This window comes from Ekhidna sp., assembly GCF_965212185.1.
GTDB lineage: Bacteria > Bacteroidota > Bacteroidia > Cytophagales > Cyclobacteriaceae > Ekhidna.
Genome location: NZ_OZ243102.1, coordinates 3,939,982 through 3,961,877, shown reverse-complemented (window position 1 = coordinate 3,961,877; position 21,896 = coordinate 3,939,982). Strand labels below are relative to the sequence as shown.

The following is a 21,896-nucleotide window of genomic DNA, read 5'->3' as shown; positions in this document are numbered from 1 at the left end:
AATTAAATTTTAGAGGCTTTGTCTTGGGCCTCACTGATTAATTGATCTGCTTTTTGGTTTGCTTCCGCTTCAACAGCATTTGCCTTTTTATCTGCTTCTGATCTTAACTTCTTTGCTGTTTCTTCTGCAACTTTCTTTTTGATAGGATTTGAACCTGCTTCAGCCAGGACTTTATCAGCAGCAGCATATCCTTCTTGTCTAATCTTCTCAGCACTGGCCTTTCCTTGAGATCTTATTTGTTCGGCTTTAGTTTGTGCTTCGGACATGATTTTTTGTCTTTGTTCTTCTTTCTTTGCCACCAATTCGGCCTCTGCTTTTTCCTTCTCACCATCAACTTTTGATGTCAATTCCTGCTTGAAAGACTCTGTTGCACTTGTGCTTTTACCACCTGAAGCATCACTAGTACCAAGAAGTTTTACTGCAACATCATCGTAGGTCCCTCCAATTCCAAGGTTAAGATTAATCTTATCTGAGACCAGCTTTTTACCACCTGTTAAAGAACTCAAAGCGCTGTTTAGTGCATTACCGATTTGGCCGGTTGGGATATCTTTCAAAAGCATGGAATAATCAAGTTGACCATCAAGTGTGTTGTTGCCACCAACTAAGGCATTTTGACCACCTACATTCAACTCAAACGGCTCTATGAATAATCGGCCATCCTTTATTTCAGTTTGAATCAGCACATCTTTAAGAGAGATCGGATCCGCTTCTCCATCTGCAGATTTAGCTCCTGGCTTAAGTGATGTAACAGCTGATAGTTTTTGAACGAATTGACCTTTTTCTAATGATGCCTGAGCAATATTGACTAGACCTTGGAGATAAATTTCATCCATTAGAGGCATCATGTCATCACCAAGCAGTCCTTCAGTACTAAAGTCAGCTGAAAATTTGCCAGTCACCTGCTCTGCAATAGGCACATAATTTCGAACGGTTTCAAAGGTGTTAAACGCACTGGCAATTGATAGCCCTTGAATTTTAAATCCAAGATCATATTTAGGTTGATCAAGATCTTTGGTAACGTAAGAACCGGTCATTTCAAAGTTCCCGTCCAGCATGCTGAAAGTATTTTTTTCAAGTAAGATTGCACCATCCCGTATAACAATCTTGCCTTTAAAATCAGTGATAGGCATATTAGAGTATGCGATTTTGTCAATCGAGGAAGCTAGAGTAAAATCAATATTTTCAGGGATCCTAACAACTTCCAGCGGCTCGTCTGTAGTTTCTTCTTCTTCCAAACTCTCTTCTGGCATTAATTCATCAAGATCTATGAGTGATGATGAAAAATCTAAACTCCCAGCTAAAACACCATTTTCGGATAAAGCAAATGCTAAGAAATTGGTCACCTTCCCAGTTAGACTAAAATCAGAATTTCCAGATTTAGCAGAGAATTCAGAAAGACTAATTTCTGATGGGTTGAAAGAGAGATTCGCTTTAGAAATTTCAAAACCTTGAGGTAAATCGGCACTCCTGAACAAAAAGTCATTTATACTAAGATTACCTGAAGTAGGTAGGTTTTCATATCTACCAGCCTCAATTTCTGACATCATACCAGAACTTTTCAACTTTGCATTAATCTTGCCCATGAGAGTCACTCCTTCCAGTGGAACAACCTTTGTTATCTTTTCTAAATCTGCATTTCCTTCAAAGCCAAAATCCCATTGATAGTTTTCTAAGTTCTTGAATTTTAAGTAAGATGAAACTGATTCACCGTCAACCAACATCGAAAAATTATCAATGTTGAAGCTTGTTTCACTCAAATCTGCTGAGGGATAATCAAAGCTCGATTTTAGATTTATGTTTTCAATTGGGATATTAAAATCAGCATACTTGACACCACCATCGTCAATGGATAAATTGGCGGCAATTGCAGGCATTGAAGTTTCATTAAATGTACCTTTTACATATCCATTAAAACCAATATTGCCACTGGCATCTACTCCATCAAGATATTCTTGATAAACACCAGGAATTAATGATAATATACTAGTGAGACTAATATCACTACCACCAAAATTGATATCCATTTCAATATCATCACCAGGCATGCTGACAAACCCATCAATATTCATAGCGAATTGATTGACAGCAATTCGATTTTCCTTAAAGGTAAATTTCATTTGGCCGAGATCCATATTTAGAATGACAGCCAGATCTAGCGTTTTATTAGAAACATATTCCACACCTTCAAAGCCCAAAGAAGCGGCATCAACGGTTGTATTGGTAGACATGTCAAAAACATCAAGATTAAAATCACCGGATCCTTCATGATTTAAACCAATGAGTGTTGTATAGAAATTCAGTGACTGATCCAAGTACTTTAGACTAGCATTAGTTATGCTCCATTTATTAATACCAATGCTAACATTTCCTTCACTAGAGGTATCTATATTTTCTTCAACAGATTCTTCTTCAGTGCTTTTTGCTATGTCATAGTTTGCGGTACCATCTGGTAATACCTTCACCATTATTTTGGGTTGATCCAATGCTATTTCCTCAATGATGATCTGATCACCACTGATGACTGACATTAGATCTACAGTGACAAGAAAATTATTGACGCCCACGAGGGTGTCTTGTTCAAAGGCTCCTTTACCCACGATCCCAAAATCACTCATACTGACAGTGACGTCTGGAAAGTTTTTAATCAGGGATAAGCTAAAGCCATCTATATCATAGTATACATTGGCATCAATGCTTTCAGCCATAGAATCATCGATTGCTTTTCTAACATCATCTTTAAAAATGATTGGAAGTATGATGATTGCTGCTATCAGTATGACAACAACAACACCTAGAATGATCAAAACTTTTTTCATGGCACTATTAATTTACCACCAAATTAATGAGAAAGATGCCCATCTAATAAGTCAGGCTAAATATTTAATGAAATGAAACCTACTTTGAGAGGGTAACAAATATGTCATCCATAAGCTGTAGCTGGATTCTATTTTCAGATTTGGAAGCAACACGGTATGTCATTCCTGGGTTTTCAGGCTCATTAATCAGAAACAGCGTGTCATTGGAAACGTACCAGGACTGTGTATGTGATAAAGTATCTACAGCAAAAATGCAGCCCGGGTAACCATAAACAATTTTTGTAAGGCTGTCCTCGGTAAAGACAAATCGTCCTTCCATATAAAACTCCATGTCCTCTATTCCAGGATATGACTCTGGTGGTGTCTCCCATTCAGCTACCCATGTACCTTGCCATTCTAAAGGTCTCATATTGCCTTTCTCATCTGAATTTGTACCGCATGAGAAAGCAAGAACTAAAACAATTAATTGTAGTTTTTTCACAATCTCAAAAATACTTAACCATGAAGTCAATCATAAATTTTTTGAATGCAGAGTATGGAGGATATACACTTTTGGCCATGGTCCATCCAATTCGCTGTTTTACCACCGCTTTTTCATTGGAGAAAGCAATAAAGCCTGCATGACCATGGGCTTTACCTATCCCACTGTTGTTTACTCCACCGATCGGTAAATTTGGATGTGCGAATTGAAGAACCACATCATTAATTGTCATCATACCTGAACTAGTCTCTTTCTTCACCTTTTCGATCACTGAAGATTTTCTCGAAAATACATAAAGAGCCAATGGTTTAGGTTTTTGATTAATAAAGTCTATTACTTCATTCAATTCTTTGTACACCATTAGCGGCAGTATTGGTCCAAATATTTCTTCCTCCAACACGCGAGATTCGCTTGAAACATTCGAAAGTAGAGTTGGTGTAAAACGAAGATTAGCTCTATCAGATTTGCCACCGAATTCGATATCTGCACCTTTTTCTATGGCATCTGCCATTAAGTCGTTTATTCGATTATGATGATGCCTGTTTATTATTCCTCCATAAGTATCACTAGAACCATAGATTTTGTTGGATTGAACAACTAGTTCTTCTACCAACTTATCCTTAACATCTTCATGAACAAACAGATAATCTGGAGCGATGCAAACTTGACCAGCGTTTTGCCATTTGCCCCAGGCAATTTTTTGTGCAGCATCTTTTATGTTGGCACTTTTATCAACGATTGTTGGAGATTTACCACCTAGCTCTAAAGTAATAGAGGAGAGGTGCTTGGAAGCTGCTTCCATTACTATTTTTCCTACTTGAGGACTGCCAGTAAAGAAGATGTGATCGAAAGGGAGACTAAGAAGCTCTTGGGATTCATCAACGGCTCCCAACACCACAGAAACTTCTTCCGGTTTGAAAATCTCATTACACATCTTATGAATGATTTCGGAAGTATTTTCAGAGAATTCGGAAGGTTTAATAATTGCCGTATTTCCAGCAGCTATAGCAGAAACTAAAGGGCCAATAGCTAATTGAAAAGGATAATTCCAAGGTGCAACTATCAAGCATGCGCCTTTCGGCTCATAGAATGTTTCTGCTCGTGTCCCAAGATAGGTTATGCTGGTTGCCGCTGGCTTTGGCATAATCCATGACTTTAGATTCTTGCGAGCTTTTCTAATTTCTGAAAGGACTACAAAAACTTCCGTAAGTTCAGTTTCAAGAGGAGGCTTTTGGAGGTCTTTATGAACGGCTTCATGAATTTCAGTCTTATTCGACATAATCCAATCCTCCATTTTCTTTAAAAGTGCATTTCTTTCTTGAGCAGAGCTGGTTCGCAGTTCAATAGAATGCCTTTTTACTTGGTAAAAAAGGTCTCGAATGTGGGATTTTGTAGCTGTATCCATGGATTAAAAATAAAAAAAGTCAGCTTGGAAAAGCTGACTAATTTTCAAGTCTTTAATATTTCTATTGAATCTGAAATTCTACACGTCGATTCTTTTGTCTATTCTCAGGCGTATCATTAGCAACTTTTGGCTGTGATTCTCCAAATGCTTTAAACGATAATCTTTCTCTTGAAATACCATTTCTAATGAAGTAATCCATGACAGATTTAGCACGTTTACCAGAAAGTGTCATATTGTAATTTTCAGGTCCTACATTATCTGTATGGCCAGTTATATGAATTTTTTCAATGGTTCCTTCTTTGAGATAATCAAGTATACGATTCAATTCAGGATATGAGGCCGTTTTAAGCTCTGCCTTGTCAAAGTCAAAGAAAATGTTCTTTAACTCAATGGTTTCTCCTTTCTGAATCGGGAAGATTCGAATGTCTTGTTCAACCGTATCTGATTTTTCTAGCTTCACGAAATCTAGTCTTTCAGTTTCTGAGATGTAACCCTCTGCCTCACCAATTAATCCATACTGCCAACCTCCTTGTACTGAAAACCTGAAAGCACCCGCAGAGTCAGTTGCAGCATGTCCAATATCAAGACCGTCTGGAAGTCTTTCAATAAGTAAAGTGGCTCCTTGAACAGGCTTATTGGTATTAGCATCCAAGACAGAACCGGAAACTGTAGCAATTATTTCTTTTGGCGGCAGCAAATGGTCTACTGAGGTAGCCAATGGTGATTCAACCTGATCTGAAAACAGGTCTTCTACTTTAAAGCTAAATATGTCTGTGTCCTCACCCTTAGCGCCTCTTGTAAAATATAAATTTTGGCCAGTTGAAGGGATGCTAAAATATTCGTCATTTCCTTCTTTATTAATTCCAGGGCCAAGATTTTCTGGCTCAGACCATCTTTTCCAGCTATCATCAAGCTTAAATGATACATAAATATCAGCTCCGCCATATCCTGTATATCCATCAGATGAAAAATACAATGTTCTTCCATCATCAGCCATAAATGGGGATTCCTCTTCGCCAATGCTATTAATATCATTACCAAGATTCATTGGCTCAGACCATGAACCATCCTCCTTTTTGAAACATACATAAAGGTCACGATCACCATAGGTATCATCTCGCTCTGCTGACATGATCATAGCCTCGCCTCCAGAAACCAAAAAGAAATCTGCATTGGGTGAATAATTATATTCGTTTTCTATTTCAACGGACGTAGGCTGTGTAAACGAATCACCTTCTCTGAAAGCCATTGAAACACCCGTGTACATTCTACCTTTTTTACCATATCTATTGCCAAGAATCAGCACTTCTTTGTCACCCACTTTGGTGATAGAGCTGATAAAGTTTGGTCCTTGAGTGTTAAGAGGGGGTCCAACGTTTTTAGCCGGAAGCCATTCTCCGGTTTCAGGATCCATTTCAGAAACCCAGATATCTTCTGCATCATTAACGCCACCTACATTGTCTGGGTGAAACTGACGGCTGAAGTACAGCTTTTTGCCATCTGGAGAAATGATCGGGCTATGCTCTACATAGTCGCTATTGACATTAGTGCTTAATTTTTCTGCATCTACTTCGCTATTAACACCTTTGGCAAGATTGAGAAGGACATTTATCGGAATATTGGAAGCTGAAATCCCAATTGCGTCGATGGCATTATATCCCTCCGATATGCTGCAATCCAAAACGACACGAATAGCCTCTATTTTATACGGCGTTTCTTCAAAAAAGAGATTCAATAGCCTTGATTCTATGGGTAGATCCCTTGGTGTGAGTTCAAACAAGGTATATTCATTGTACTCGCTATCATATCCATAAACCGCCTTAACAGCACCCGGATTTTCAGATTCAGCGATGGCTACCTGTTTTGCTTTAATTGGGGTTTGAAAGGAGACCATAATGAACTCCTCTTTATTTGTACTCTTAGGCCTCCATGCATTTGGGTTTTCACCTCCGCTAGGTAACACATTCGGTCTGTGAAGTACCTGAATTGCGGAATATTCATATGGCGAATATTCAGACGAGACGTCTACTACCTGTGTGCCCCATGCAACAGTTTCTTGTGCATTGGCATATCCTATAAGGAGTAGTCCAATTATGATTGAGTGAATCTTTTTCATTTGCATCAATTTAGCGGCGGATGAAGCGAACTTCCACTCTTCTATTGAGTGCTTTGGCTTCATCGGTACGTTCTTGTGTTACAGGTTGAGTTCCTCCAAAGGCCTTGGTGAAAATTCTATTTTTTTTAACTTTTTTAGCGATAAGGTAATCTTTCACAGCCAAAACCCTGGCTTCTGAAAGGCGCATGTTAGCATCAGGGTTTCCGGCAAAATCCGTATGCCCTTCTAGTTGGATAATTAAAGTCGGGTTTTCATTTAGATACAGCGCTAACTCATCTAATTCCTGAAAGGAGCTGGATGAAATTTGATCACTACCTCGGGAAAAAATGAGGTTCTCAAGTTTCATTAATTCGACAATGTCTTCTATCAGATAGATATTAAATGTTTGATCTCCTTCGACTTTAATTTCCTGAGTAAATTTTTTGAACCCATTCTTAGTAACGGAAAGATTGTAACTTTCCCCTTTCACTAGATTCATCTCGAAGCTTCCGTCCGACTTAGCAGAAGTCATTCCCATGTCATCATAATATGGAAGCTTCTCATAAAGGATATTTCCCTCAAGAGTTGTCGAATCAGTAGCCTTCAGCATCTTACCTTTTACAATCACTAGCGTTTCATTGCTCTCCTGGGCTTTTGTGATAGTAAAAAAGACGAGCGAAAAAAAGGCTAATAGGTATATTTTTCGCATGTGTTTTTTGGATGATTTAAGCCAAAATAAGGTAAATAAATGCAAAATCTAAAGAATAGTTAGTCGGATTTAATTCTGACTAAGGATTATCCACTTGTTTCGAAGGTATTTTCGCCAGCATTGATCCTGGATCTTCAAATTCAATATTGTCTAATACTGACCGAATTGAGTCGGCAACCACCTTAAATTGTTGCAACTCTTCTTTAGCAATACCACTTGAAGAGGGGATGTCAACTTTGAGTGCATCAACCTGCCGTCCGTTCTTCCAAAACCGATAACATAAATGTGGACCATTTGCCAACCCAGTACTTCCTACGTAACCAATGGTTTGTCCTTGTTTTACAGTTACGCCTGGGCGCACTCCTTTAGCAATTTTGGACATATGCAGGTATTGGGTCGTATAATTACTGTTGTGCTTAATTTTCACATAGTTGCCATTGCCACCATGATATTTAGCTTCTAAAACTACCCCATCACCCACTGTTCTTATGGGCGTTCCTCTAGGGGCTGCATAATCTGTGCCCAAGTGCGCCTTATATCTTTTTTGAACCGGATGAAACCTCCGAAGAGAAAATCGAGAACTAATACGCGTAAAATCAAGCGGGGCTTTTAGGAGTGTTTTTCTTAAGCTGTTGCCCGCTTCATCAAAGAAGTCAAGCTTCTCCTCGGTTTCAAAAGGAATGGCATAGTACGATTTGCCCCAATGTTCAAAATATGCTCCTTTTATATTTCGGATTCCTATTACTTCTCCGTCTACTGTCTCCTCTTCAAAAACTAATTTGAATTTGTCTCCTTTGGCAATTCTAAAGAAGTCTACTTGCCATGCGAAAACATCTACCATACGATGTACTAATAGTGGAGAAGCACCGAGATCCATCAATGAATTATAAAGTGAAGACTCGATCTCAGCAGCCAGGGTGCGCTCAGCCACATTAATCGGCTTTTTTTCTAATCGAGCAAAGATGGAATCGGTAAGATTGTAAACAACATACTCAGATGGGGAGGGCTCGAAAATGAATTGACGAGCTGTTCTCAAAGAATCTCGGTTTAGGATTAATGAGTAATTAGAACCCGCTTTCAGTTTCCTTACATCATAAACGTCCTTTGCATTTTGTGCAAGCGTATGAATGTCCTTAAAGGAAATGTTGTATTTAGATAGAATTTCTGATAGGTTTTGGTTCCATTTTACGCGACCCTCTACCACTTCAAAAGAATCAATGGCATATCCATAATAAAGTGTTGGTAAGTGAAAGAAGGAAGAATCTATTTCAATTTCTTCAACAATATCAATCTGATCTTGCTTCGGAACAATAAAATAAATGCCTGAAATTAAAGCGATGGTTAGTCCGGTTATTACCAACCAATTTCTCGATTTTCTCATGCAAATGGTTTGATGACGCTACAAAACTGCGTGTTTTCGGTGGTTTTCCAATGCAATATCCAGAAAATCAACAAATTCAGAAATGTTCAGATTGTATGCTCGTGGTTCAATGATAAGATCTTCATCTTCATTGAGAATTACATAAAAAGGTTGTGCGTTATTATTGAATCGAGTGATTTGAAAATCAGCATTTTGCTGACCAATGGTTTTTTTTGTTTTACCATCATAAGATGAGGTATACCATGAATCATTCGAAAGAATGGTACGGTCATCCACATATAAGGCAACTAACACAAAATCTTCGCTTAGCCTTTTTAGCACCGCCGGATCCGACCAGACGCGTTGTTCCATCTCTCTGCAGTTCACACAACCATGTCCTGTAAAATCAATAAAGAGTGGCTTGTTTTGCTCTTGTGCACAGGACAAAGCTTGTTCATAATCAAAGTAGCCTTCTAATCCGTGGGGCCATTCTAATATGTTATCATATAAGGGTTCCTCACAAGTATTTCCACCAGCTTCTTCTTGCAATAGATTGAAATTATGAGTGGCCATAGGAGGCAAGAAACCCGACAATGACTTGAGTGGGGCACCCCATAAACCTGGAATGAGAGATATAGTAAATGAAAAAGTTATAACTGCCAGAATCAGCCTGAATACTGAAATCTTATCGGTATCAGGGTCACTCTTTAATTTGAGCTTACCAATTAGGTAAAGCCCAAGCAACCCGAAAATTGCTATCCAAAGTGCAATGAACACTTCACGATCTAAAATTCCCCAGTGATAAGCCAGATCTGCGACACTTAAAAATTTCAATGCTAATGCAAGTTCAAGAAATCCTAAAACAACCTTAACGGCATTGAGCCAGCCACCAGACTCAGGCATTGATTTGAGCCAAGCTGGAAAAACGGCAAATCCAGTGAAGGGTATAGCAAAAGCCAATGAGAAGCCGAACATTGCTGTAGTCCCTTCAATGATACTACCCCCACTTAAAGTGTTGATAAGGGCTGTTCCCACAATAGGGAATGTGCAAGAGAAACTGACCAACACTAAAGTGATGGCCATAAAGAAAATACCTATAAGTCCACCTCTATCTGCTTGATGGTCAATTTTTGTGACAAGACCTGACGGAAGAGTGATCTCAAAGAGTCCGAAAAATGAAAGTGCGAAAAGAATAAAAACAGAAAAAATAATCAGATTGAAAAGCCAGTGCGTACTAAGCTCATTTAATGCGGTGAATCCCCAAATAAATGAGATAAGAAACCCTAAGAGACTAAAAAAGATGATGATAGATAAGCCATAAATGAGTGCCTTACCCACTCCTTCCTTCCTTGACTTGCTTTGTTTCAAGAAAATTGAAACCGTAATAGGAATCATTGGATATACACAGGGAGTTAGAAGGGCAACTAGACCTGCTAGAAATGCTGTAATTAGAATTGACCAAAGGCTTCCTTCCTCTGGTTCATTCTTTTTTTTTAAATCTCCACCATTATTTGAGGTGTCACCAAGAGTGAATTCATCTTCAAACGGAATACACTTACCGTCAATATCAGAACAGACTTGATAAAAATATCCACCTGTTATTTTGAAGTCTTCTTTTAGAATTTTGACCTTCTGAATAAAAAGTCCTTTTTTCTTAAAGTAGGTGTATTCACCTTCCCATAGAGAGTCGTACTTTTTCTTCGGATTAACTGGGGTCAGTTCTCCAACTAATTCATAGGTGTCATTCTCATCAAAAGAAAACTCTGTTATTAAAGGACCCAGATCCGGATCAAAATCTGATGAGTATAAGTACCAGTCTTTCTCTATAGTTGCTTTAAACTTAATCTCAACCTCATCCCCAATTTCAGGGTTGGTTTTAGAAAACTCTATCTTCCACTCAATCGGTTTTAAAACCTGACTAAATGCCGAGAGTGTTAATAGAAGGAATGAAGTAAAAAAGAGTACTTTCTTCATCAATTATGATTTTGACATGTCAGTGAAAAACTGATAGAAATGAGAAATCGTTTCAATCCCTCTATAATAATTAAAAAGGCCGTAGCTCTCATTGGGTGAATGGATGGCATCCTCATTTAGTCCAAAGCCCATCAAAATCGAATCCAATGCTAATACTTCCTGAAAAAGCGCTACAATTGGGATACTTCCTCCTTCTCTCGTTGGAATTGGTTCTTTACCCCACGTTTTTTCCATAGCCTTTGCTGCCGCCTTATAACCGATTGAATCTGTTGGGATAACAGATGGCTCACCTCCGTGATGCGGAGTGATTTTCACAGAGACATGATCGGGTGCAATACTCTCGAAATGCTTAGTGAAAAGCTCTGTAATCTCATGACTATTTTGGTGTGGTACTAATCTCATGGAGATTTTAGCGTAAGCTTTTGATGGCAATACGGTTTTTGCACCTTCACCGATGTACCCACCCCAGATGCCATTCACATCTAATGTCGGTCGGATTCCTGTTCTTTCAATGGTGGAATACCCCTCTTCTCCCTTTACCGCTTTGATATCTAGATGCTTTTTGTATGCATCCAGATCAAAAGGTGCTTGATTCATTTTTTCACGATACTCATCAGATAGTTTCTCAACCTTGTCATAAAATCCAGGAATGGTTATTTCGCCTTTTTCATTGTGAAGTGAACCAATCATCTGACACAAAGTATTTATTGGGTTGCCAACTGCTCCTCCATATGTTCCAGAGTGTAAATCTCTATTCGGTCCGGTTACTTCAATTTCTAAATAGCTCAACCCTCTAAGGCCAACCGTGATTGATGGTGTATCATTACTGAGAATTGCCGTGTCTGAAATCAGAATGACATCTGCAGCTAGTTTTTCTTTATTGGCTCTGACAAATATTTCAAGGTTTTCAGAACCCACTTCCTCTTCTCCCTCGATCATGAATTTCACATTGCATGGAAGGCTGTCTGTTTTGAGAAGTGCTTCATACGCTTTTACATGCATATAAACTTGCCCTTTATCATCGGCTGAACCACGGGCATAGATCTTTTCATTTTTAATTACGGGTTCAAATGGGGGAGAGTCCCACAACTCATATGGGTCAGCAGGCTGCACATCATAATGCCCATAAACTAAAACAGTTGGTAAAGAAGGGTCTTTGATGTGTTCGGCATAGACAATAGGATACCCGGCGGTTTCACAAATTTCTACATGCGTGTCAAGCTCTTGGAACCTCGTTTTTAAAAATTCTGCAGCGTTTCTCACGTCACCGGCAAATTTCTTATCAGCACTAACTGAAGGTATTTTGAGAAGCTCTAAGAGCTCATTTAGAAATTGTTCTTTGTGTTCTTCGATGTAGTTAATGGCACTCATAAGATATTATTTTGAGGAGCAAACTTAATTCAGGAGAAGGAGCATTCCATATGAATGGGTCAGAAGGGTCCTTAAAATGATTTTACTAATCATTAGCTTTATTTAAGCATCATTTTAATAATGAAAAATTTATCGACTTTATCTATAAGGTAATCTCATGTGATTATGAAAGTACAGGATTTGAATAATCAGCAAACATGTTTTGGAAATCAAAAACAAACGGAATGTAAGGCAATAAGTGCCGATAAAAATAATCTTGTTTGGAAATTTGAAGAAGGTCTTGTTTGTTCTCCTCTGTTATCTGAAAATTGAACTAGTCAAACCCAAACCCATCGTCTTCATCTTTTTCGATGGTCTCAAAGTTTTCATCTTCCACATTGATTTCATCAGGTGAGACCAAATTGTAAGGTTCTTTAATTCCAAAATACTTTTCTCTAAAGTCATTAATAAAACCCAATGTCTCATTTGTGTCACCAACTGCTATTATCAATTCACCCGGTTTTGAGTTTTCTACATTGGACTTTTGTTTAATCAAATCATTAAACTCTGAATTGGAAGAATACAGAATCAGTTGGTTGAATGTATAACCGATGTAGTACCAAATGCCAGGAGCAGCCTGTATAAAAAGATTGACAACTTCTGCGCCTGATTCATCTTTTTTTATTTCTAAGAATCCATCAAGCTTTGCATTGAGATCATTTTCATAAATATTTGAGATAGCCAGTTTAGTGGTGTTGTGCCATGCTTTTTCATCTTTATTCCATTTCATTTTGACACCAGATATAAGCAGGGGTCGAATAAGATCTTTTGAAACAGAGGAAAGAGCCGTGTAATCTTTTAAACTGGACTGCTCATAAAGCTTGGCAGTTTCGTCATTGGTGAGATTAGCCAATTTGAATAGCAGCTCAAGCGAAATGTCATTAGCAAGAGGTGGGCCTATTCGTTCTATGATCTCAATCAGGTCTTCAGCCATAATCTCGAAAGCGCCAGCTGGTGCCGGAAATTCCATGTCTAGCATTGCGTTTGCAGTATATTCATTGGATTCTTTATTGCCAACTCCAAGTATGGACGCATTGATTTTTATTTGATCATTCAAAGGATTTATGAAGTTGGCTTTACCTTCAAATACAATTGACTTGGAGCTATCAGTGTATATCATAGTATGTCCTTGATAGGATTCACCTCTGGTTTTGGATGGCGTCTCAATGCGATACGTTTGAATAGTGTCTGTATAAAAGAGATCTCCGCTGGCGGTGAAAAAATCTAAATCTGACCCACTGGCCTTTGTTTCTGCAAAAGTTGTATAAAGCTCATCCCTTACATTCATATGAATGCCTGAATAAACCCTTTCACTGTTTTCAGTTAGTGCGTTATCGAAAGGCAGGTATACATCACGATCTCCTTCTACCCTTTTAAATTGAATCCAATGATTATAATCTGGATCTGCTAAATCTAGCTTGATATATCCGTCCAATTCAAGTGCAGGCTTGGATGCATACATAGTAACAGATCCTTTATAAAAGAATCCGGAAGAGATGACAAGGTTTTGATTTTCTAATACTTCACCACCGGAAACTGTCATGAGTCTGGTTTCAAAATTTCCTCGTTTGTCTTCGGTTCCAACAGGGACTTCTCTAAGTTCAAAACTATCGAAACGGATGTCGAAGGTGTCCTTATCTACTATTTGTTGATAGTATGCATTTCCTTCAAATTTTAATCTTGAAATGACTCTTATGTTTGCTCGATCCAGGTAATGATACCCATTAAGGGTGTCGATAATGATTTCAGCATTTTTAAACTCTTGTAAGACAGAATTTGCAAGGATGGTTGTTTCATTACCTTCAGGAATGATTTTGGAATCAGCTACTGTTATGTATGGAATCCCTTGAACAAGCAGCTCTTGTGTATTGATGTCATATTCAGCTCTTTCAGCATTAAAAGCAAGTGAGTCAAGGTCCTCACGTGTGGTATAAAAGTATGAGTCTTCAATTGAGATATTTTCAGGTTTTGTCATTACTACAACTGAATCCTCTAAATCCCACACAGCCTCTGTTATCGATGTTTTCATTTGAGCATATGGAAAGGAAATAGCCGCCACTCCTACTCGTTCTGGCCTTATAGTTGCCGTATTACTTGTTAAGTCAAAATCAAGCCTAATATCGTCTCCTTCCATTGCAGGCTTTTCAGGGTCGTCTGTCAAAACCTCAAATCGTGCATGCCTTGCTCCATATTCTAACTCTTTAAAGGTAAGATCTGATGAGACGGATTTTGAACCACGAGTCAACATCGTACCTCCACCATAAACCCCATTTGTTGTAATGTTAGCAAAACCTTCGAGCTCAGCAGTTGAATTATAAAACTTGAAAGGCTCACCAACGGATCTTAGGTACATACTGTCTTTTCTTGGAAGCCAATACATATCATAAGCACCTAATACAGCTTCAGGATAGCTGGCACCTTTATAATTTCCAGGAGAAATGACTCCACCCGTTCCGTCTGTTGTAACAGAATCTGGGTAGTAAATAAAATCATCTGAATAGATTGTAGTTGTCAGAAAGTCTATTTGTCCATATCCTCTCATTCCTTTATTACTCAATCGAATCTCTTCGTATGTTTTGGCTTCTGTGCCATAAAGATTGTATCCCTCATCTGGTATCTGGTGCGTAAATCCAAGTGATCTATCAGGCTGGATTTTTAATGTTTCGGGAAACGTTGGAAATATGCCACCAGAGTTGAATGTCCCTTCAAATGAAATACTTTCTCCATCTTCACGCTCAATGCTGTCCATCTCAAAAGGTGGTACTATAAATCTAACTGACTTATCATAAGCACCATTCAAAATTTCTTTACCGTCAAAATAAAAAACTGCATCACTGTCTGAATTGAAGTAGGGATATCTTCTATTTTCTTTTACTCCGGAATGGTTGTCACTGCTATTTATATGAAGAACTCCTGAAGTTCCTGTCATCTGATTATCAAGAGCAACCTTCTCGACATTTCCATCCGTACTTGTTGTGTCAACTAAAGGAATTGTTATCCTGACAGAATCAATTTGAGGCATATTGACTATGAATTCCTGGTAATCAAATTCATGGCCACTTCCTTTATATTGAAAATCTCCTGCATGGATCATTCCATCAAACTCGAGGTTTCTACCTTTAAGGATCGTTAGTGTACTGTCTTCAGGCTCAGCATAAATTTTGAAATCAGTAGTAAAATAAAACCTGCTAACTCCTCTTACCTTCAATTGACCACTATCTAGTACTAAATGGGCGTTAGAGCCATTTTTGATTTTTGAAGGCACCATTAAATTATCAAAATCAACTTTTTCAGCAGTTGCGTCATAATAGTGAAAAGCCTTAGGGTAGAGCTTCAATAAACCACTTGTAGCATTATAATCGGCAAAACCATATTGAGAAAGAATTTTACCTGCTCCTTGAGCGAAGCGCTCATCAATTCCGTATTCCATGGCTAGTTCTCCGACATAAAACTCTTGGGTATTGTACTTGCGAGAATAAAAAACAGCAGCATTGATGGGGTGAAAATCCAGAAATCGCCCAAGTTTTTGATACCGGACCAGATCAAAGAAATCTTCTGATTCGAACGTAGCAGGGATCATATCCTTTGCATTCATAATCTCTAAAGCAATAGAGTCCTGATCCATTTGCCATGAAATCATATCTACATTAATGTTTATGTCAAAGTATGAGGATTTATATGGAGTTAATGTTGAGTTTCTAAGTATGGTCAGCGTCTTATTTGGAATATCATATTTTGCTTTTACGGCCTTATGGAATATGGAGTCACTCCCATGCAATAAAACCATTGATCCGCTATTCATAGAGACCAGTGAATCTCCTATAAAAAATTCTTTGGAGGTTAATACTACTTCATTGCCTTTGCCATCTTTGATTTTAAGGGTTCCGGGTTTCCGAGAAACAGCTTTACCAAAAAGTTGATTTCCTTTTAGCTGAATACCTCCTGTGTAGCTAAGCTTATCATCTGATAGCTTAACAGTTACATCGGCATTATTGGATGTAAAGATTGGATATTTACTTTTAGCTCTTTTTGGTCGAGGAATACTTTTGAACTCAAATACTCCTTCGACTTGACCAGCACCAGTTAATCCTTCAAATTGTAAAGAGGCGTTTGGTGTCCAGAAGTCGGAACGATCTTTTTTAAGATGGAATTCTTTCAGTTGTATCGTTGCGCCTCTAAATTTTTCATTTTGACCTGGCCATTCCATTGACCCTTGACTTGCTGTTATCGTTCTGTTTTTTAAAATGAATGTGCCATTGATGCTTTTCATTTTGAGTGAATCATACGGTGTAGCAACGACTAATCGCGCGTTTTTAAGTTCAATGACGGGTCCTTCTGGTTCCGGGTGCAAGTATTGATATTGCTTTAAGGTTAAATAATCGGGGACTGTTGGTGTGTAACTAGGCCTCACGGCTTTAGGAGCTTCATAAACTGGTTCTTCTTCCTCTTCTGCGGAACCCCAAGAATCATTCCCCCAACTATCATTTGAGTCGCCCCAGGAATCGTCACTATCTCCCCAGGAGTCATTTCCCCAAGAATCGTCACTATCACCCCAGGAATCATTAGAGTTACCCCAGCTATCATCGGAGTTACCCCAGCTGTCGTTACTATTTCCCCAGGCATCATCTGCCGTATCTTCAATGATTTCCGGCATTTCATCTTCAGTAATTAAAGGAATAGAGTCTTCATCAACCACCTCTTCTAACTCTTCTACCTGCTGAATAGCGATGTATTCATCCAGAAGTTTAAACTCATAGCTGCCTTCAGGAGCTTGAATTACAAGATTTTTGTCTAAGCTGAGGTATCTACGGGCAAAATAGATATTCAAACCAAAAAGAAAGTCTTTGTATTCAGATTTAGGGAGTGTATGAACTACTTGTTCATTAATTTCCAATAACTTATCTAATTGATCTCTTTGAAGGTTTTCCTGAGCTACCGAATAAGCGAGGTAAGTAAAGAAATGGTAGAAATAAGGATAAAACTTATATCCCTTCTTTTGCATTGTAAGGGCTATCTGATGCGCTTTAGTCTGTTGTGCATCAGTAAATTTTCCATCCCATGCATTTTGAAAATCAAATGCGATCTTATTTCCTGATTCAGTCCCTATGGATTTCAATTTGGCAATAACCTGGGTTCGGAACGCTGTTTTATCATCAGAATACCGCTGTGCCTGAACTGAATTAAAGGCCAGAATGATTACAAGAATTGATAGTAGAAGCGAGCGCATCAAGCGTTAAAGATATTTATAAGTCCCCACTGTACCGTAAATAAACGATTCTTTTAGACGGAGCGTTTTTCAAAGGCGAGCATTGCCCAATTATCTCGGGTGGTTGAATGAATCAAATGCAACTTGAACTTGTTGGCCTCATTTTCTAAATCGCTGATATCTTCTTTATAAAAGCCACTTAGAATTAATTGTCCATTTTCTATTGTTTTGCTTGCATAATCCTTCATTTGATCCAATAGCACATTTTTGTTAATGTTGGCTATTACAATGTCAAAATCATTATCAATCACTTCATCAATTTGTCCTTTGATCAGCTTTACATCTTTCACATTATTCAACGCAAAATTCTCCTCACTATTTTCAATGCACCAATCGTCTATGTCTGAAGCTACTAGTTCATTAGCATCACGCTTTGAAGCCATGATTGCCAAAATCCCGGTTCCAGTACCAACATCAAGGACCTTCTTGCCTTTATGATCCAGATCCATTTGGTATGCAAGCACCTGATAGGTAGTGGCATGATGCCCTGTTCCAAACGACATCTTAGGGGTTACTATGATTTCATACTCGAAATTAGGCTGTGACTGATGAAATGATGCTCGTACGATGCATCGGTTACCCACGATGATGGGATCGTAGTTTTTTTCCCACTCTTCATTCCAGTTGATTTTCTCTTGCTCTTTCACTTCAAAAGTGACATTGGGAAATTGTGAAAAAACGATTTTAACTTTTTCTTCATCAAATTCAGATTGCTCACAACTTCCTTCGAATCCATCATCCAACTCTTGAAAGGAATCAAAACCAGTTTCAAAAAGTTCTGCAATTAATACATCAATGAGCTGAGGATCACAAGTCGCTTTGATGGTGACAAATCCCATCAATCAAAGGCCTTTACAATGTTTGTAAAGTCTCGGGACTTCAAGCTCGCTCCACCGATTAACCCACCATCTACATCTTGCTGCGAAAATATTTCTTTGGCATTGTCTGGCTTAACACTACCACCATATAATATTGGAATACTATCTGCTGTATCCTGTGAATATTTTGCTGCGATTTGATTACGGATAAATGCATGCATTTCTTGCGCTTGCTCCGCACTTGCCGTCACACCCGTACCAATGGCCCAAACGGGCTCATAGGCAATGACCACTTTTCTAATTTGATCTTCCGATAAATCAAACAATGCCTTTTCAACTTGAGTACCTACCAGTGATTCATGATCTCGCGCTTCTCTTACCTCAAGCTTCTCTCCACAACAAAAAATTGGAGTTAGCCCATTCTCTAAAGTGAAATTTACTTTTTCAGAAAGAAGCTCATCTGTTTCTCCAAAATATTCTCGGCGCTCACTATGACCTAGGATGACGTGAGTAACTCCACATGAAACAAGCATGGAAGCCGACACCTCCCCGGTAAATGCTCCACTTTGATTTTGATGACAGTTTTGAGCTCCAAGAAAAATTTTGTTTGAGGAACCTATTAAACTTTGAATTCCTGTCAGATGAATAAATGGAGGGATGAGAACTACCTCAGCCTCATTATTGACCTCATCTTCCACCATATGTATAACCTCAGAAGCAAGTTTTTTGCCTTCCGGTAATGTGCAATTCATCTTCCAGTTTCCAGCTACAATTTTTTTTCTCATGCCCGATGTAAGTTTTTAGATTGCAATGATACTAACTGACATGCATTATCGCCCCAAAACCTTATCTGAATGAATTTTTTCTACCTGAGGCATCACTATCAGTCGATTATCAGAAGTACCTCCTTTGATGGTGAAGTATTTGCTTTTTTTGTGTTAGCCATATTATTTGGTAGCACTATCTCACTTTCCTACGATCAGCTAGATTATTACGTTGAAACAACCACTAGACTTTTTGATCTAAAAGGAAAAAATTACTCTCTTTTTTTGGTGATCTATCTTTTTCTAGATCTGTTTATTCGACTGGTTTTCAGAAGACCTCTTCCAAAGCTGAAGTATTACGTTTTATGGAGCAATGCATCTAAAGAAATAGCTAGTCAATACCTAATTACTTCTTTCTTTGGAATTATTCCCTTTCTGTTAGTCATCTCAATGCTAATGGTAGCATTAAAAGCCTATGCCTGGCTTGGAGCTCCTGCTATGATCGGTGTGATCACCTGGTGGCTGGCTAATCATTTCATTGGACTGATCTCACAGTTTGCACATAAGAGGCTGAAGCTGATAATTGTTCTTCTTTTAGTGCTTTTGCTAGTAGTTCAATGGCTACTACCAGGACCAGATGTATCAATACATCTTATAAATCCAATTTTTACAATTGGATTATTGGTCGTAAGTGCTTGGACTGCTTATGCTAGGGTGAGACGGGCAATTGAAGAACGTGCTGTTAATGAAGAGGGGAGCAAAACAGGAATACTTGAATCACTGCCAGTTTTAAGCTTTAAAAATCCTGTTTTTCAGCTTGAGTGGGCATTATTGGTTCGAAACAAAAGAACACGAAGTAATTTATTAATGGGATTGGTTAGCGTGTTAATACTCCCATTTTTAATAGATGGCGAGACAGAATGGATGATAAGAACGCTAATATTTTTTATTACCACTGGGTTCTTTATCATTCAGCACGGAGTTTACTCGCTTGGTTGGGAGGGAAGTTATTTTGATTTTTTGATAACGAATATTTCTCCGAAAGTCTTTATTAAAACAAGGTTTCTGTTTTACGCAGGCACATGTGTCATTGGATTGTTGCTGGGGTCTATTGCAGTTCTTATAAATGGGTTAAGCTGGGGAAATTTATTTTTACTTTTTTTATACAATGTCGGAGTAACAATACCACTGGTATTGTACAGATCTACATTGAATAGTACCAAAATAGTGTTAACTGAAAATTCATTCATGAATTATAATGGAATGATGACGGGACCAATTTTTGTAACCAGCTTTTTGGTGACTCTACTACCTCTTTTTATTTATGGACTTGGACAATCTTTTCTAGGACAAAATGCAATATTTCTACTTGGTGCAATGGGAGTGGTGGGATTGCTATTATTTAATCCATTGACCAATATGATTGCAAATAAATTTCATATACGAAAGTATCATTTATCTCAAAGCTTTAAAGCATGATTAAGATTCAAAACTTAAGAAAATCATTCAATGGCGTGCCTGCGCTTAATATTGATAACCTGGAAATTAATCCGGGAGAATGTGTTGGAATTGTAGGTAATAACGGAGCAGGTAAAACGACATTTTTTAAATCTGTCCTAGATCTGCTGAAGCCGGATACCGGGTTTGTCTCTGTAGAAAATGTTCATGTAAACCTTTCAGCGAACTGGCAAAATCATTTGAATGCATTCATAGATGAGTCGTTTCTGATTGAGTTTTTGAAGCCGAAGGAATACCTCAGTTTTATATTGAAAATGAAAAATTCATCATTTGATGTTGAGCAGCTGTTGTCAGAATATTCTGAGTTTTCAAATAAAGACATTGATGAGAATAAGAAATACATTCGAGATTTATCCACTGGCACAAAGGTTAGAATAGGTGTTTTGTCCTTGCTTGCCGGAGACCCAAAATACATTATCATGGATGAGCCATTTGCACATTTAGATCCAACATCTCAAGCCAAACTGAGAAAGCTTGTCAGGTCTCAAAAAGAAAAAGGGAGATGTGTGATTGTCTCAAGTCACAACCTTCAAAACATAGCTGAGTCTTGTGATAGAGTGATTCTAATTGAGGCAGGGAAGGTCAAATATGATGTTGAAGTAAATGAGGAAAGCATGAAGATGTTAGGCACCTATTTTGAAAACTAAAATGCTGCAATCAGAGTAGTCAAAAAACTTATGGACTTTTGATACTAACCACAATTCTATGTGTCATTTAATTGAAGTCTTTTTGCTGAAATACAGAGAAGAACTTTCAAATGAATAAAACAGAAAAATTTCGTGCCCTTATTAGAATGGCATTGATTGATAACAGATTCGAAGAACAGGAACTGGAGCTATTGCGAGAGCTGGCCAAAGACAATCAAATTGATGAGCCTGTTCTGGAAAAATTAATCAAGGAAGAGCTGGAAAACAAAGACAACAAAAAACCGATTGAATTCAATTTAGATTTTGATGGTAAGATTGAAATTTTAGCAGATTTGATTAAGATTATGAAGGCAGATGGGAAAGTCTTTCTTAGCGAAATTAAGTTCTGTGAGATGATGGCTAAGATGTTTGGATTTGACGAAAAATCTATTGGATTCTTATCTGAGATGGTTCATAAGGATAAAAGTGTTCCTCCCAATTGGGAATTCATTCAAGCGAAAATGAAAGAATTCGCTAGTTAATCTCAAGTTATATTTAATTATTCTTTGGAGAGCATTTGACAAAATGCTTATGGCTCAATCGATGTACAAAGGGAACTCATCTATTAGTCGTTTAACTCTGGGAGTAAAATGA

At 38.1% G+C, this 21,896-nt stretch carries 14 protein-coding genes; 3 read left to right on the top strand and 11 right to left on the bottom strand.

Features of this window, described 5'->3' with window-relative positions; all coding sequences use genetic code 11:
- Nucleotides 1-2: 2 nt before the first annotated feature.
- The 11 genes from ACOMC3_RS17295 to tpiA all read right to left on the bottom strand — a co-directional run bounded on the left by ACOMC3_RS17295 (nucleotide 3) and on the right by tpiA (nucleotide 19,119).
- Complete coding sequence (locus ACOMC3_RS17295; protein ID WP_420317143.1) at nucleotides 3-2,816, bottom strand: AsmA-like C-terminal region-containing protein; 2,814 nt, start codon at nucleotides 2,814-2,816, stop codon at nucleotides 3-5.
- A 79-nt stretch (nucleotides 2,817-2,895) separates the two neighbouring features.
- Nucleotides 2,896-3,297: a hypothetical protein gene (locus ACOMC3_RS17290; RefSeq protein WP_420317142.1), complete on the bottom strand. Its 402-nt coding sequence runs from the start codon at nucleotides 3,295-3,297 to the stop codon at nucleotides 2,896-2,898.
- A 4-nt stretch (nucleotides 3,298-3,301) separates the two neighbouring features.
- On the bottom strand, nucleotides 3,302-4,702 hold the full coding sequence (locus ACOMC3_RS17285) for an aldehyde dehydrogenase family protein (protein ID WP_420317141.1): 1,401 nt from the start codon (nucleotides 4,700-4,702) through the stop codon (nucleotides 3,302-3,304).
- Nucleotides 4,703-4,763: 61 nt separating this feature from the next.
- A complete protein-coding gene (locus ACOMC3_RS17280; RefSeq protein WP_420317140.1) occupies nucleotides 4,764-6,818 on the bottom strand; it encodes an OmpA family protein in 2,055 nt (684 codons plus the stop codon).
- Nucleotides 6,819-6,828: 10 nt separating this feature from the next.
- Entirely contained in the window at nucleotides 6,829-7,506 is a 678-nt protein-coding gene (locus ACOMC3_RS17275; protein ID WP_420317139.1) for an OmpA family protein, read from the bottom strand.
- A 79-nt stretch (nucleotides 7,507-7,585) separates the two neighbouring features.
- On the bottom strand, nucleotides 7,586-8,887 hold the full coding sequence (locus tag ACOMC3_RS17270) for a peptidoglycan DD-metalloendopeptidase family protein (RefSeq protein WP_420317138.1): 1,302 nt from the start codon (nucleotides 8,885-8,887) through the stop codon (nucleotides 7,586-7,588).
- Nucleotides 8,888-8,905: 18 nt separating this feature from the next.
- The gene (locus ACOMC3_RS17265; RefSeq protein WP_420317137.1) at nucleotides 8,906-10,840 is read right to left on the bottom strand and encodes a thioredoxin family protein; all 1,935 of its coding nucleotides are present in this window, start codon (nucleotides 10,838-10,840) and stop codon (nucleotides 8,906-8,908) included.
- Nucleotides 10,841-10,843: 3 nt separating this feature from the next.
- Nucleotides 10,844-12,211, bottom strand: a complete 1,368-nt coding sequence (locus ACOMC3_RS17260) for a dipeptidase (protein WP_420317136.1) — start codon at nucleotides 12,209-12,211, stop codon at nucleotides 10,844-10,846.
- A gap of 313 nt (nucleotides 12,212-12,524) precedes the next feature.
- The gene (locus tag ACOMC3_RS17255; protein WP_420317135.1) at nucleotides 12,525-17,477 is read right to left on the bottom strand and encodes a hypothetical protein; all 4,953 of its coding nucleotides are present in this window, start codon (nucleotides 17,475-17,477) and stop codon (nucleotides 12,525-12,527) included.
- Between the two features lie 53 nt (nucleotides 17,478-17,530).
- Nucleotides 17,531-18,355, bottom strand: a complete 825-nt coding sequence (gene prmA / locus ACOMC3_RS17250) for a 50S ribosomal protein L11 methyltransferase (RefSeq protein WP_420317134.1) — start codon at nucleotides 18,353-18,355, stop codon at nucleotides 17,531-17,533.
- Entirely contained in the window at nucleotides 18,355-19,119 is a 765-nt protein-coding gene (gene tpiA / locus ACOMC3_RS17245) for a triose-phosphate isomerase (protein ID WP_420317133.1), read from the bottom strand. The genes prmA and tpiA overlap by 1 nt, the downstream gene beginning before the upstream one ends.
- Before the next feature lie 69 nt (nucleotides 19,120-19,188).
- Here tpiA and ACOMC3_RS17240 point away from each other — a divergent pair, with 69 nt between their 5' ends.
- The 3 genes from ACOMC3_RS17240 to ACOMC3_RS17230 all read left to right on the top strand — a co-directional run bounded on the left by ACOMC3_RS17240 (nucleotide 19,189) and on the right by ACOMC3_RS17230 (nucleotide 21,784).
- Nucleotides 19,189-20,577, top strand: coding sequence for a DUF5687 family protein (locus tag ACOMC3_RS17240; RefSeq protein ID WP_420317132.1), 1,389 nt, complete (start codon nucleotides 19,189-19,191; stop codon nucleotides 20,575-20,577).
- The gene (locus ACOMC3_RS17235; protein ID WP_420317131.1) at nucleotides 20,574-21,263 is read left to right on the top strand and encodes an ABC transporter ATP-binding protein; all 690 of its coding nucleotides are present in this window, start codon (nucleotides 20,574-20,576) and stop codon (nucleotides 21,261-21,263) included. Before ACOMC3_RS17240 ends, ACOMC3_RS17235 begins: the two co-directional genes overlap by 4 nt.
- Before the next feature lie 110 nt (nucleotides 21,264-21,373).
- Nucleotides 21,374-21,784, top strand: a complete 411-nt coding sequence (locus tag ACOMC3_RS17230) for a hypothetical protein (protein ID WP_420317130.1) — start codon at nucleotides 21,374-21,376, stop codon at nucleotides 21,782-21,784.
- Nucleotides 21,785-21,896: the final 112 nt, after the last annotated feature.